The organism is Streptomyces sp. NPDC017225, from assembly GCF_044331465.1.
GTDB lineage: Bacteria > Actinomycetota > Actinomycetes > Streptomycetales > Streptomycetaceae > Streptomyces.
The window spans coordinates 535,064-548,281 of the sequence record NZ_JBIRNE010000003.1; the positions used below are offsets into that span (position 1 = coordinate 535,064).

General features: G+C 72.5%; 10 protein-coding genes. 4 read left to right on the forward strand and 6 right to left on the reverse strand.

All coding sequences use genetic code 11. From position 1 onward, the window contains the following. Positions 1-163 precede the first annotated feature (163 nt). On the forward strand, positions 164-2,956 hold the full coding sequence (locus ACH4NX_RS09745; RefSeq protein ID WP_398128479.1) for a beta-galactosidase: 2,793 nt from the start codon (positions 164-166) through the stop codon (positions 2,954-2,956). 45 nt (positions 2,957-3,001) lie between these two features. Here ACH4NX_RS09745 and ACH4NX_RS09750 read toward each other — a convergent pair whose 3' ends face one another. The 5 genes from ACH4NX_RS09750 to ACH4NX_RS09770 are packed head-to-tail and all read right to left on the reverse strand — an operon-like array spanning position 3,002 to position 8,698. Continuing rightward, positions 3,002-4,507 carry an alpha-N-arabinofuranosidase gene (locus ACH4NX_RS09750; RefSeq protein WP_351388195.1) on the reverse strand — a complete coding sequence of 502 codons (1,506 nt, stop codon included), beginning with the start codon at positions 4,505-4,507 and terminating at the stop codon, positions 3,002-3,004. 57 nt (positions 4,508-4,564) lie between these two features. Continuing rightward, positions 4,565-5,491: an arabinan endo-1,5-alpha-L-arabinosidase gene (locus tag ACH4NX_RS09755; protein ID WP_398128552.1), complete on the reverse strand. Its 927-nt coding sequence runs from the start codon at positions 5,489-5,491 to the stop codon at positions 4,565-4,567. A gap of 50 nt (positions 5,492-5,541) precedes the next feature. Continuing rightward, positions 5,542-6,405 carry a carbohydrate ABC transporter permease gene (locus ACH4NX_RS09760; protein WP_351388192.1) on the reverse strand — a complete coding sequence of 288 codons (864 nt, stop codon included), beginning with the start codon at positions 6,403-6,405 and terminating at the stop codon, positions 5,542-5,544. Beyond that, a complete protein-coding gene (locus ACH4NX_RS09765) occupies positions 6,402-7,343 on the reverse strand; it encodes a carbohydrate ABC transporter permease (RefSeq protein WP_398128480.1) in 942 nt (313 codons plus the stop codon). Before ACH4NX_RS09765 ends, ACH4NX_RS09760 begins: the two co-directional genes overlap by 4 nt. Then, entirely contained in the window at positions 7,340-8,698 is a 1,359-nt protein-coding gene (locus ACH4NX_RS09770) for an extracellular solute-binding protein (RefSeq protein ID WP_351388188.1), read from the reverse strand. Before ACH4NX_RS09770 ends, ACH4NX_RS09765 begins: the two co-directional genes overlap by 4 nt. 299 nt (positions 8,699-8,997) lie before the next feature. Here ACH4NX_RS09770 and ACH4NX_RS09775 point away from each other — a divergent pair, with 299 nt between their 5' ends. The 3 genes from ACH4NX_RS09775 to ACH4NX_RS09785 are packed head-to-tail and all read left to right on the forward strand — an operon-like array spanning position 8,998 to position 12,244. Continuing rightward, positions 8,998-9,600 (forward strand): toxin-antitoxin system, toxin component family protein, encoded by a 603-nt coding sequence (locus ACH4NX_RS09775; RefSeq protein WP_351388186.1) that lies wholly within the window; start codon positions 8,998-9,000, stop codon positions 9,598-9,600. A gap of 17 nt (positions 9,601-9,617) precedes the next feature. Further along, a complete protein-coding gene (locus ACH4NX_RS09780; protein ID WP_351388664.1) occupies positions 9,618-10,850 on the forward strand; it encodes an MAB_1171c family putative transporter in 1,233 nt (410 codons plus the stop codon). Further along, complete coding sequence (locus ACH4NX_RS09785) at positions 10,847-12,244, forward strand: FAD-dependent oxidoreductase (RefSeq protein WP_351388184.1); 1,398 nt, start codon at positions 10,847-10,849, stop codon at positions 12,242-12,244. Before ACH4NX_RS09780 ends, ACH4NX_RS09785 begins: the two co-directional genes overlap by 4 nt. A 55-nt stretch (positions 12,245-12,299) precedes the next feature. On the opposite strand, the gene ACH4NX_RS09790 is transcribed toward ACH4NX_RS09785, so the two are convergent. Further along, positions 12,300-13,214 carry an SMP-30/gluconolactonase/LRE family protein gene (locus ACH4NX_RS09790; protein ID WP_398128553.1) on the reverse strand — a complete coding sequence of 305 codons (915 nt, stop codon included), beginning with the start codon at positions 13,212-13,214 and terminating at the stop codon, positions 12,300-12,302. Positions 13,215-13,218: the final 4 nt, after the last annotated feature.

Consider the following 13,218-nt stretch of genomic DNA (forward strand, 5'->3'; position numbering starts at 1 on the left):
CCCGATCGGCGGACGCGTCCGCGCCTGCCGGTACCGGCCGCCCGGGCAGCATCCGCCGATTGTGCACATGCCATCGGCAGGGCGGTCGCATCGTATGCACACCCCCGGGACGCGAACAGATCGAACTCCGGCCATTTAACGCATCGCCGCCTCCTTGTGGAGAATGGCCCGGCAGCGCAGCACGAGAAGCACGGCAACAGGAGAGGCTCCCTTGGAGCTCAGCAGGCTCAGCAGACGAGCGTTCAGCGCCCTCGCGGGCACCACCGTCCTCGGTCTCTCGCTGGGCGGCAGCGTGAGCAGCCAGGCACTGCCCCGCTCCGGCGTACGCGGCCCCGTGCCCACCGGGCCGCCGCCCGGGCCGCCCGGCGCCGACGGCGTGCGCCACCGCGTCGCCCTGGACCGGTACTCCCTGCTGGTCGACGGCAGACGCCTCACGCTGTGGTCCGGCGAGATGCACCCCTTCCGGCTGCCGAGCCCGTCCCTGTGGCGGGACGTGCTCCAGAAGATGCGGGCGTACGGCTACAACGCGGTCAGCGTCCGCCTCGCCTGGAACCAGCACTCCCCCGCCCCCGGCGAATACGACTTCACCGGCGTCCGGGACCTGGACCTCTTCCTGCGCACGGCCGCCGAGACCCGGATGTACGTCGTCCTGCGGCCCGGCCCTTACATCGGCGCCGACGTGGACGCCGGCGGCCTGCCCGGCTGGCTGACGGCCGCCGAGGGCCGGGCCAGGACCGCCGACCCCGCCTACCTGCGCCACGCCGACGAGTGGCTGAGCCGCGTCAACGCCGTCGCCGCCCGGCACCAGTACACCCGGGGCACGGGCACGGTCCTGCTCTACCAGGTCGACGCCCCCAGGCGCGCCCGCCTGAGCCGCCTGCACGACAAGCTCCGCGCCGAAGGCATCGACGTACCGCTCCTGCACGCCGGCACCCCGGTCGCCTGGGGCGAGGTGGAGCGCACCCGGGACGCCGCCGAGGCGCGCCGCGTCCATCTCGCGCACCTCGCGCACGGGATCACGCTGCACAACGTCCACACCGCGTTCAGCGGCACCTCCTGGGGCTGGCTGGCCGCGCCGTCCGCGCCCACGCCCACGTACGACCCCACCGCGGCGATCGACGAGGCACGCCGGCCGACGGACAAGATGGCCCCCCTCCACCAGCTGGGGCAGCTGCTGCGCAACGTCCCCGACTTCACCCGGATGGAGGAGGCCCGGCGGGTCCGGGCCGCCGACGCCCGGATCAAGGTGCGGCACCTGGCCAACCCGGACACCGGCACCCACGCCTACGTGGTGCGCAACGACTCCGCGACCGACGTCACGTCGAAGGTGCCGATGGGCGGGACCGACGTGGAGGTCACCGTCCCCGCCCGGGACGCCAAGCTGTTCGCCACCGGTCTCCACCTGGGCGCGGGACGGAAACTGGCGTACGCCACCGTGCAGCCCATGCTGTCCATGAGCGTCGGGCGGCTGGACATCGCCGCCTTCGTGGGCCGGGCCGGCGAGATGGCGCACCTGGTGCTGGACTGCCCGCACGAACCGTGGCCGACCCGGCTGGACGAGGAGGCCGCCTGGGTGTATGACCACGGAAAGCTGCACGTCACGGTGCCCCTCGAAGAGAACAGGCTGACCCGGGTGCGGGTACGCAGCGGCAAGTCCGACCGCACCCTGATCCTGCTCGTCGCGGACGACGCCGCCTCGTTGCGGCTGTGGCCGTACGAGACCCCGTCGGGCCGCGTCCTGGTGCACGGCCCGGCGCTGCTGCGCGACGTCGCCCTGGACGGTGCCACGATCCGGCTGACCGGTGACACCGTCGAGGAGTGCCCTCTCGAGGTGTGGGCACCGCGCGGCATCACCCACGTGACCTGGAACGGCGGCGCGGTGGGCACGTCGGGCAGCCGTGCCCACAGTCTGCTGGCCGTCCGGCCGCTGCCCGGCGTGCCCGAGCTGGTGCTGCCCGCGCTGGACGGCTGGCGGCGCCGCGCCGAGAACCCGGAGTCCGCCCCCGGCTACGACGACTCGGGGTGGGCGGTCGCCGACCGGCGGACGTCGTACAGCACCACCCCCGTGCCCGACGGACAGCCCGTGCTCTTCGCCGACGACTACGGCTTCCACTACGGCGACGTCTGGTACCGGGGCCGGCTCAGCGGCGGTGCGGACCTGGAGTCGGTGTCCCTCTCCTACAGCACGGGTGCGCGGGGCATGCTGATGGCCTGGCTGGACGGGGAGCCGCTGGGCACCCACCGCGTGGGCCGGGAGGACGACGACGGCGAGGGCACGTGGACCGCCACGGCCCGCTTCCGGCTGCCGGAGGAAACGCGGGAGGCGCTCGGGAAGGAGCCCGGTGCCTCCCGGGTCCTGTCCGTCCTCGTCCGGCGCACCCAGCACGGCCAGGACGCGTACCAGGCGGCCCGCGGGCTGACATCCGTCGCCTTCGAGGGGGCGTCGCCGAAGGTGGCGTGGCGGATCCAGGGCGCCGCCGCGCCCGATCCGGTGCGCGGGCCGCTCAACCACGGCGGACTGTTCGGGGAGCGGCACGGCTGGTATCTGCCCGGGTACGACGACGGCGGCTGGGAGCCCGTGTCCCTCCCCCGGGCGGACCGGCGCCAGGGCGTGACCTGGTACCGGACCACCTTCCGGCTGGACGTCCCGCCGGACGTCGACGCCTCGGTCGGGCTCGTCCTCGACGACGACCGGGACCGCGACTACCGCGCCCAGGTCTTCCTCAACGGCTGGAACCTGGGCGAGTACGAGGGCGGCCCGGCGGGCGAGCCGCACACCTTCGTCCTGCCGAACGGCGTCCTGCGCACCCGCGCCGCCGCCAACACCCTGGCGATCGCGGTCCTGGCCGGCGGCGAGGCGGCGTCCGGGCCGGGGACGGTACGGCTGAAGCTGCTGGGCGGCGCGGCCGGAGGGGTGCCGGTGAAACCGGTCACCTCCCCCGGCCCGCGCCGCTGACCCGGCCGGGGCCGCCGCGTCCGGCCGAACCCGCCGGCCCCGGTCTCAGCGCAGCCGGATCACGTTCCAGGACAGCGGCTCCAGTACGGCGCTCAGCCCGCCGTCCCGCAGCCGGGTGCCCTCGACCGGGTGCGGGGCGACCCGCTCGGGCTCGGCGAGGGTGTTGCGGGCGTCGGGGTCGGCGTCCGCGAGGGCGCTGTGCTCGACGACCTCGGTCAGCTCCAGGCCGCTCAGGGCGACGTCGAGCGGCAGCGCATCGGTGCGGGAGCGGTTGACGGCGAAGACGGTGACCGAGCCGTCCTCGGCGCGCACGGCGGTGGCGTGCAGCAGGTCGGCCTCGCCGTACTTCTTCGTCTCGTACGTCGGTGAGTCCACCCGGACGTCGAGGACCTCGCCGCGGCCGTGCTTCGAGGCCTGCGCGAACGGGAAGAAGGTCGTCTGCCGCCAGGCCGGGCCGCCCGGCTCGGTCATGATCGGGGCGATGACGTTGACGAGCTGGGCGAGGCAGGCGACGGTGACGCGGTCGGCGTGCCGCAGCAGGGCGATGAGGAGCGAGCCGAAGACGACGGCGTCGGTGACGCTGTAGTTGTCCTCCAGCAGACGGGGCGCCTCGGGCCAGTCCAGGGCGCTGACCTCGGCCTGGGTCTTGGCCATGTACCAGACGTTCCACTCGTCGAAGGAGAGGTTGATCCTCTTCTTGGACTTGAGGCGGGCGCCGATGTGGTCGCAGGTGGCGACGACGTTCTCGATGAACGACTCCATGTCCACGGCGGAGGCGAGGAAGGAGTCGACGTCGCCGTCGAACGGCTCGTAGTAGGCGTGCAGGGAGATGTGGTCGACCAGGTCGTACGTCTCCTTGAGGACCGTCGCCTCCCACTCGGCGAAGGTGTCCATGGACTGGCCGGAGGAGCCGCAGGCGACGAGTTCGAGGCCGGGGTCGATCTGGCGCATGGCGCGGGCGGTCTCGGCGGCGACCCTGCCGTACTCCTCGGCGGTCTTGTGGCCGGTCTGCCAGGGGCCGTCCATCTCGTTGCCCAGGCACCAGAGCCTGATGCCGAAGGGGTCCTTGTCACCGTGCTCGGCGCGCAGGTCGGAGAGCGCGGTGCCGGAGGGGTGGTTGGCGTACTCCTGGAGTTCGAGGGCCTCGGCGACGCCTCGGGTGCCGAGGTTGACCGCCATCATCGGTTCGGCCTGGGGGCCGATCTTCTTGAGGAAGGCGATGTACTCGGAGAGGCCGAAGCGGTTGGTCTCCGTGGAGCGCCAGGCCAGGTCGAGGCGGCGGGGGCGGTCCTCCACCGGGCCGACGGAGTCCTCCCACTTGTAGCCGGAGACGAAGTTGCCGCCGGGGTAGCGGATGGCGGTGACGCCGAGTTCCCGGACCAGGTCCAGCACGTCCTGGCGCAGGCCGGCGTCGTCGGCGGTGGGGTGGCCCGGTTCGAAGATGCCGGTGTACACGCAGCGGCCGAGGTGTTCCACGAAGGAGCCGAAGAGGCGGGGGTTGACCTCACCGACGGTGAAGGCGGGGTCGAGGGTGAAGCGGGCGGTTCGCATGTCTGCCTTTCCAGAGGTTCGCGTGGGTCCGCGGGTTCGTCGTTGCCGGCCGTTCCTCTAAGAGATCTTCGGCCAGCCGTCCTTGGTCCAGGTCAAGGCGTTCAGCCCGAGCTTGGGCGTGCCTTCGTCCTCGGCGTCGTAGTAGTGGTACGCCAGCCAGTCCCGGCCCCGGTCGCGGAAGACGGACTGGCCGCCCGTGCCGATGTGGCGGCCGTGGCCCTCCAGGAGGAGGTCACCGCCGCCCTGGAGCATGGGGGTGCCGGTGCTGTCGACGTAGGGGCCCTTGATGTCCGTGGCCCTGCCGGCCTTGATCTTGTACGTGCTGTCCACACCCGAGCAGCAGGCGTCGTACGACGCGAAGAGGTAGTAGTGGCGGCCGTGCTTGACGATGGCCGGGCCTTCGACGGCGTACGGCTCGTCCGGGCGGGTGGCGAGGTGGTGGACCTCCGCGTCCCGGGCGGCCTTGCCGGTGTGCCGGTCCAGCTCGATCATGCGGATGCCGCTCCAGTAGGAGCCGAAGGACATCCACAGGCGGCCGTCGGCCTGGACGACCGCGGGGTCGATGGCGTTCCAGGTGTCGCTCGTCCCGGAGGAGAAGACCTTGCCGTGGTCGGTCCAGGTACCGGGCAGGCCCGTGCGGGAGGTGGCGACGCCGATCGCGGAGTGGTTGGTGCCCCAGGAGGAGACCGCGTAGTACAGCCAGTAGCGGCCGGCGCGGTAGGAGATGTCGGGGGCCCAGGGGTCGCCTGTGTCGTTGTACTCGTACCACCAGCCCGGGGGTTTCGCGAAGGCGTTGCCCGCGTCGTCCCAGTGCCTGCCGTCCTCGGAGAGGCGGGCGCCGATGACGCCACCGGTGGAGTAGGCGACGTAGCCGCCGTCCTTGAGGCGCGTGACGGTGGGGTCGTGGATGATCTCCTGGCCCGTGATGGGGCGCGGGTCCGGGTAGCTCTCCGCCGCCTGTGCCGTGTGGGGCAGCAGGGCCATCAGGGCGGCCGTCGCCACGGCGGTGAGGGTGGTGCGCACGGTGCGTACGGTCACTGTCCCGCCAATCCCGTGTGGGCGACGCCCGCCACGATCTGCCGCTGGAAGAAGACGAACACGATGATCAGCGGCAGCCCGGCCATCAGGCCGCCGGCCATGAGCTGGGCCCACTGGATGCCGTAGGAGTTCATGACGGTCGCGATGCCGTTCGGCATGGTCATCAGGTCGGGGTTGTTGGTCACCATGTAGGGCCACAGGAAGTTGTTCCACGAGCTGATGAAGGTGAAGATGCCGACCGCCGCGAGGGAGGGGCGGGAGAGCGGCACGATGATGGTGAAGAAGACGCGCCAGCGGCCGGCGCCGTCGATGAAGGCGGCCTCCTCCAGTTCGCGCGGGATGCCCTGGAAGAACTTGTAGAGGATGTAGACCATCGCGGCGGGCGCGCACTGCGGCAGGATCATGCCCCAGTAGGTGTCGACCATCCCCATCTGCTGGACGGTGGTGAACAGGGGCACGCCGAGCACGGCCGGGGAGACCATGAGGCCGGCCATGACCACGCCCATCAGGAGACCCTTGCCCCGGAACTCGGTGCGGGCGAAGCCGTATCCGGCGAGCGCGCTGACCAGCAGCACGATCGTCGTCACGCAGACCGACACGACCAGGGAGTTGACGAACCAGTTGGTGATGTTGCCGGTCTCGAAGAGGGCCGTCCACGCCTGGCCCGTCCAGTCCTCGGGCAGCCAGTGCGTCGGTACCTCGACGGCCTCGGTCTCCGACTTGAGCGAGGTGAACAGGGCCCAGGCCAGGGGCGCCAGGAACAGCGCGGAGACGACCGTGCCGAGGACGGTGAGCACGATCTGGCCGGTCGACCAGGCCCTGCGGGGTGTGGTGCGCGTCGGCGCCGCGGCGGTGGTCATCGGCCGCCCTCCTCACGGTTGCGCAGCAGCCACATCCGGGCGAGGGCGACGGCCGCGATGAGCACGAAGAAGATGATGGAGATCGCGGAGGCGTAGCCCACGCGGTAGCTGGTGAAGCCCTGTTCGAGGGTGTACTGCACGAAGGTGCGGGTCGATTCCTCCGGGCCCGGCCCGAAGTCCTGCATGACGACGGCCTGGTCGAAGACCTGGAGCGAGGCGAGGATCTGCAGGGCGACGACGAGGCCGGTGATGTTGCGCAGCATCGGCAGCGTGATGTGGAGCATGCGGTGCCAGGCGTTCGCGCCGTCCAGCTTGGCCGCCTCGTAGAGGTGAAGCGGGATGCCCTGGAGGGCGGCGAGGTAGAGCAGGAAGCTGAAGCCGACCGTCCACCACAGGGTGGTGATGACGACCGCGAGCAGCGCGTACGACTTGTCGGTCAGCCAGGGCGTCTCGAGGCCGAAGACATGGTTGACCATGCCGGTGCCGGGGTTGAACAGCCACTGCCACAGGTTGGCGGCGACGGTGGACGGCAGCAGGAACGGCATGAAGAAGCAGAGCCGCCACAGCCACTTGCCGCGCTCGATGTGGTGGGCGAGCATCGCGAGGAGGAAGGCGAGGACCGTGATGCAGGGCACGACGAGCAGCGTGAAGTACGCGCTGTGGCCGAGCGCGTCCCACATCAGGGGGTCCTGGAGGGCCTCGCTGTAGTTGTCCAGGCCGATGAAGCTCGCGCTGTCGCCGGAGATGTTGGCGTCCGTGAAGCTGAGGTAGAGGCCGCGCAGCAGGGGCCAGACGACGAAGAGCGCGAACAGGGCGAGGAACGGGGCGACGAACCAGCCGCCGTGCTGGAAGCCCTGCCTGCGGCGGACGGTGGCGCTGTCGGCGGCGGTCTTCGCGCGCGCTTGGCGGACGATCGTCTCGGCGCTGGTCGTGGTCATGCGGCCGCACCTCCCTGCGCGGCGGTTTTGCCGTCCATGGGGTTCTTCGTGCCGAGCAGGTCGGTGAGCGCGCCCTTCATACGGCGGGCGGCGGCCTCCGGCTTCGCCGAGCCCATCGTCGAGGAGACGACGATCGGGCCGACGCGCTGGGCGAGGATGCCGGTGGAACCGGCGAACCACACCTTGGGTTCGGTGGCCTGGTGGTCCATCGCGCCGGCGTACTCGCTCTGCGGGTTCAGCTCCTTGTAGGCGGCCGTGGACAGGGTCGGCGTGTAGGCGGGGATGTGTCCGCCGGCCGCCCACTGCTGGGCGTGCTTGACGACGTAGGCGGCCAGTCGGTGCGCGGCCTCGTTGGTGGCGCCGCCGCGGCCGGCCTGGTGCGGGAGTACGAAGGAGTGCGACTCGGCGTGCGTGGCCTGCTTGCCGAAGACGGGCGGCAGCGGGGCCGCGCCGTAGTCGAGCTTCGCACCGGAGAACACGGGCACCGACCAGTTGCCCTCCCAGGCGAAGGGGGAGCCGTTGACGAACTGTTCGGCACCCGCCGCGCCTCCGTAGCCCGGGTCGGCGTAGCCGTCGGCGACGTGCCGGCGCAGGAACTCCAGGACCTGGGTGGCCTTGTCGGTGTCGAAGGTGACCTCGGTCTTGTCGTCGTTGAACCAGGTGCCGCCGAGCTGGGTGTAGAAGGCGACGAAGTCCCACCACTGGAAGTTCTGGTCGTTGTGCCAGAAGCCGATGGTCTGCAGGCCCTTCTTGGTGGCCTTCTTGGCCTCCTTGAGCACGTCGAACCACTCCTCGGCCGACGTCACCGGCACCATCCGGCCGTCGGCGCCGAGCAGGCCCGCCTTCTTCAGCACGTCCTTGCGGTAGAAGCAGAGCTGGACGTGGATGTCGAGGGGGAGGGCGTAGAGCTTGCCGTCGATGACGGCGCGCTTCCACAGCTCGGGGTTGAAGTCCGCTTCCTTCACGCCGTACTTGGCGAGCAGGCCGACGTCCCAGGGGTCCAGGAGGCGACCGGGCGAGAAGCCGGTGACGCGGCCCAGGTGCATGACGCCGAGGTCGGGTGCGCGGTTGCCGGCGGCCGCCATGGCGAGCTTGGTGTAGAAGGGGCTGCCCCACTGGAGGGTGGAGTCCTTCACGTCGATGCCCGGGTTGTCCTTACGGAAGGAGTCCAGCATCGCGATCATGTTGTAGCCGTCGCCGCCGCTGAAGAGGTTCCAGTAGCTCACGCGGGTGTCCGCTCCGGAGGCGAGCGCGTCGGCGCCCGTGCCCAGGGCCGCGAAGCCGAAGCTTCCCGCGACCGTCAGGCCGCCCGCCGCGGCCAGAAAGTGCCTGCGATCCAGGCCAGGTCGTCCCATGCCCTGCCCCATCTGTCATGAACGTAAGGTGTGCGTTCAGAATGTTCGAGATATCGAATAGCGCTCGTAACTTCGAACGGGACCGTAAGGTCGCACGGAGAGCGCGTCAATGGGTCGCGCAGGACTTTCCGGGAGCGGGGGCCGTCCCGGGCACCGTTCCGGGCCGGTTCCGGTGGTCGTTCCCGGTCCGTCCGCGCCGGTCGTTCCCGGTTGAACAACGGCCCCCGGATCGCATGACGCGGGCGGACGTGGACGCGTAACCTCTGAGGACTCCAGGCCGGCGTCGAGGAGGGGGAAGGATGAACCTCGCGGGGGTACGCGGGCGGGCCGCCCGGGCCGCCGCCGCGCTCAGGCGCGCGCGGGACGGCTCCGCGGGCGGCCTCGCGGCCGACCTCGCCGCCGCGGTCCGCACGGCCCACCGCTCGCCGCGGGACGTGCGGGAACTGTGCCACGCGTTGTGCGCGGAGATGGCCGCGCGCCGCGCCGGACGCCCCGTCGAGCTGCGCTTCGAACGGTTCCCGGACGAACTGATGGTCACCGGACTGTGGGTCGAGTTCCACGACCGCGACCTGGTCATCGTCGAGGAACGGGCCGAGACCGTGCAGCAACTGGTCATCCTCGGACACGAGTTGTGGCACATCCACGCCGGACACCGCCACCACCACGGCGTCGGCACCGCCGCCGCCCGCGCCCTGGCCGACCGGCCCGGCTGGACGGACGTGGCCCTGGTCGCGGCCGCCCGCGACGGCTCCCGGCAGGACGACGAGGCCGCTGCCGACGACTTCGGGCACCGCCTCGCCGCCGCCTGCCGGCCCCTGCTGCGCGGGCGGGCGGACGACACGTCCACCCACCCCGTCCAGAGGTCGCTCGGCTACCGTGGACGGGGAGGTACGCCACGGTGACGACGGAGCTCACGGCGATCCGCGCCGCCGCCGGACGGGCGCTCGAACCCGCCGACCTGCTCGGCGAGTTCTACATCTCCTTCTGGATCCCGGCCGCGGTCCTGACCGCCGCGCTGGCGATCAAACTGCCCACCGTGATCCGGCTCTGGCGTGACCCGCTGCTGCGCGCGGTCGGCGGTCTGCTGATCCTCGCCTGCACGGTGTTCGTCTTCGCGGCCCCCTCGACCATCGCCTGGACCAACCGGGTCACCGGTGTGCCCAACATCTCGGCGCCGTGGGTGTACTCCCTGCTGACCGCCTTCTGCGGCTCCTGTCTGCTGCTGATCATCACCTGGCGCAACGGGCTGTCCGACCGCGCGGCGGCCACGCGCCGCGCCATGCGCTGGGTGGTCTGCGTCTACTCGGGGGTGATCGTCGCCCTGTGGACGCTGTTCGCCCTCGCCGACGCGCCCGTGGAACGCCTGCGGGACCTGGACACGTACTACGCCACGACCCCCTTCATGCGCGAGCAGATCCTGCTCTACCTGCTCGCCCACACCGTGGCCGTCCTGATCACGTCCTGGCTGATCTGGAACTGGGTGCGCACCGACGGCCTCGACGCCTGGCTGCGCTGGGGGCTGATGTTCCTCGGCGTCGGCTACGCGCTGAACCTGGTCTTCGACGCCGCCAAGCTCACCGCCGTCGCGGCCCGCTGGACGGGACACGACGCCGACTGGCTCAGCACCGACCTGGCACCGCCCGTCGCCTGCCTGTCCGCCATCGTGATCGCGCTGGGCTTCATCCTTCCGCACGCCGGCCAGTACCTGCGTGAACGCCGTCAGGTCCGGCTCGCCCACCGCGAACTGCGGCCGCTGTACCACCTGATGCGGTCGGTCGACAGCTCCGGCGTGCCCTTCGTCCCGCGCTCCACGCCGGAGCTGCGCCTCATCCGCCGCGAGACGTTCATCCGGGACGCGCTGCTGCCCCTGTCCCGGCGCATCGACGAGGGCCGGCGGCGGCGGTCCTACGAGGCGGCCCTCTCCCTCGGATTCCCGCCGGAGCGGGCCAAGGCCCTGGCCGCGGCGGTGGTGATCCAGGATGCCGTGACGGACGCGCGGCGACCGCCACCCCGCGAGGACGGCACCGGCGAGGTCGACAGCACGCACCTGCTCCACGAGATCGGCGCCACCTCCCGGGCACTGCGCCGTCCCGACGAGATCGAGGCGGTACGCGCCCGTGCGTCCGCCCCCACAGAGAGCGCCCGCACATGAGTCAACGCCCCACCGGTGCCGTCGTCCTCGGCGGCTCGCTCGCCGGTATGCTCGCCGCCCGTGCCCTGGCGCCGTACGCCGGCCGGGTCACCGTTCTCGAGCGGGACGCGCTGCCCACCGGGTCCCGCCCGCGCCGGGGACTGCCCCAGGCACGCCACGCCCACCAGCTGTGGTCGGGCGGAGCCCGCGCGCTGGAGGAGCTCGTGCCGGGCGTCACCGACCGGCTCCGGCGGGCGGGGGCCCACCGGCTGCCGGTCACCACGGACATGGTGGTGCTCTCCCCGCAGGGCTGGTACCGGCGGTGGGACGAGTCGCACGGGATGCTGCTGTGCACCCGCGACCTGCTGGACGCCACCGTCCGCGCGCTGGTGTGCGCCGACGAGCGGATCGAGGTCGTCGAGCACGCCGAGGCGCTCGGGCTCGACTGCCCGGACGGCACCGTGAGGGGAGTACGCGTGCGGGTGGGTGACGCACCCGAGCGCACGCTCCGCGCCGGCCTGGTCGTCGACGCCACCGGACGCGCCTCGCGCACCCCGCGGTGGCTGGCGGGACTGGGGCTGCCCGCGCCGAGGACGCGGCGGGTGGACGCGGGCGTGGTGTACGCGAGCCGCCTCTACCGGGCTCCGGAGGGCGCCCGCGACGGCTTCCCCGTGGTCAACGTGCAGCTGGACCCGCGGTCCTGGGGGCCGGGGCGGGGCGGGGTCCTGCTCCCCGTCGAGGACGGACGGTGGCTCGTCACGCTGTACGGCACCCGCGGCGGCGAACCGGCCGCCGGCGCCGGGGACTTCGAACGGTACGCCCGCAAGGAGCTGCGGCATCCGGTGATAGGCGAGCTGCTGGCCGGGGCGGAGCCGCTGGGCGACGTGTCGCTCACGCGGACCACCGCCAACCGGCGCCACTTCTACGAGCGGATGCCCGGGTGGCCGGAGAACCTCGTGGTGCTCGGGGACGCGCTGGCCGCCTTCAACCCGGTCTACGGGCACGGGATGTCGGTGGCGGCGCAGAGCGCGCTGGCCCTCCGCTCGGTGCTCGGCCGGTCCGGCTGGCAGGCACCGGAGCTGGCCCGGCCGGCCCAGCGGGCCGTCGCACGGCCGGTGGGCGCCGCGTGGGAACTCGCCGTCGGGCAGGACGTGTTCTTCCCCGGGGCCGCGCGGGGCGGACCGTCGCTGCGGGAGCGGCTGTCCGCGGCCTACGTCGGGCGGCTCGCGTACACCGCCACGGGCAACGGCCGCGTCGCCCGCCGGGTGACGGACGTGATGGCGCTGGAGCGTGGCGCGCACGTACTGCTGGCACCGAGCGTGCTGACGGCCGCGGCGGCCGGTCCGCTCAAGCCGGAGCTGAGCGGACCGCCGCTGACCAAGCGCGAGCGCGAGGCCGCCGGGATGCCGCTCTAGGCATGCCGCCTCGCGCACGCGCGCACGCCTCGCGGGCCGGCCGCGCGTGTCGCCCTCAGCCCGCGAACGCCGGCTGGGCCACCCCCCGGCCCGCGCCCGGCACCACCAGTACCGAGCCCGCCAGCGGATGCGGGGCCGTCAGACCCACCCGGGCCGTGGTGATGTACAGGTCGGTCAGGTCCGGGCCGCCGAAGGCGCAGGCCGTGACCCGGGGGACCGGGAGGGGGATCACCCGGTCCAGGTCACCGGACGGGGTGTAGCGGCGTACCGCGCCGCCGTCCCACAGAGCGACCCACACACAGCCCTCGGCGTCGACACACAGCCCGTCGGGGAAACCGGCACCGTCCTCGATCGTGGCCAGGGGGCGCCGGCCGGTGATCCGGCCGCCCGCCGCTTCGGCGGCCACGTCGAAGACGTCGATACGGCGGGTCGGTGTGTCGACGTAGTACATCAGCCGGCCGTCCGGGCTCCAGCCGGTGCCGTTGCTCACCGTCACGTCGTCGAGGACGCTCTCGACCGTGCCGTCCCCCCCGACCCGGGACAGCGTGCCGCCGCCGGGAGCCTCGTCGTAGCGCATGGTGCCGGTCCACAGCGTGCCGTCGGGGGCGACGGCGGCGTCGTTGGCGCGGCGGCCGGGGACGAGCTCCCGGTGCAGCCAGCGGAAGGTGTCGTCGGGGTCGAGGAGGCCGATCCCGTCCCGCAGGTTGAGGACGAGGCCGCCGCCCGCGCGGGGCTTGACGGCGCCCACGTGCTGGTCGGTGCGGCGGACCGTGCGCCGGCCGGTCGCCGGGTCGTAGGTGTGGACGCGGGAGTTCAGGATGTCGATCCACAGGAGGCGGCCCGCCGCCGGGTCCCAGGTGGGCCCCTCGCCGAGGGAGGCCTCCGCCCGGACGGCCACCTCGTACGCCGTGCCGGTCGCGGCGCCGGTCGCCGCCGTACCGCGCCGCGTCGTCGTACCGTGCTCCGTCATGCCG

Bases quoted from the DNA above. Each gene is read 5' to 3' on its own strand.
- ACH4NX_RS09745 (WP_398128479.1), top strand. From the start codon at position 164: ATGGCCCGGCAGCGCAGCACGAGAAGCACGGCAACAGGAGAGGCTCCC.
- ACH4NX_RS09750 (WP_351388195.1), bottom strand. From the start codon at position 4,507: ATGCGAACCGCCCGCTTCACCCTCGACCCCGCCTTCACCGTCGGTGAG.
- ACH4NX_RS09755 (WP_398128552.1), bottom strand. From the start codon at position 5,491: ATGGCCCTGCTGCCCCACACGGCACAGGCGGCGGAGAGCTACCCGGAC.
- ACH4NX_RS09760 (WP_351388192.1), bottom strand. From the start codon at position 6,405: ATGACCACCGCCGCGGCGCCGACGCGCACCACACCCCGCAGGGCCTGG.
- ACH4NX_RS09765 (WP_398128480.1), bottom strand. From the start codon at position 7,343: ATGACCACGACCAGCGCCGAGACGATCGTCCGCCAAGCGCGCGCGAAG.
- ACH4NX_RS09770 (WP_351388188.1), bottom strand. From the start codon at position 8,698: ATGGGACGACCTGGCCTGGATCGCAGGCACTTTCTGGCCGCGGCGGGC.
- ACH4NX_RS09775 (WP_351388186.1), top strand. From the start codon at position 8,998: ATGAACCTCGCGGGGGTACGCGGGCGGGCCGCCCGGGCCGCCGCCGCG.
- ACH4NX_RS09785 (WP_351388184.1), top strand. From the start codon at position 10,847: ATGAGTCAACGCCCCACCGGTGCCGTCGTCCTCGGCGGCTCGCTCGCC.
- ACH4NX_RS09790 (WP_398128553.1), bottom strand. From the start codon at position 13,214: ATGACGGAGCACGGTACGACGACGCGGCGCGGTACGGCGGCGACCGGC.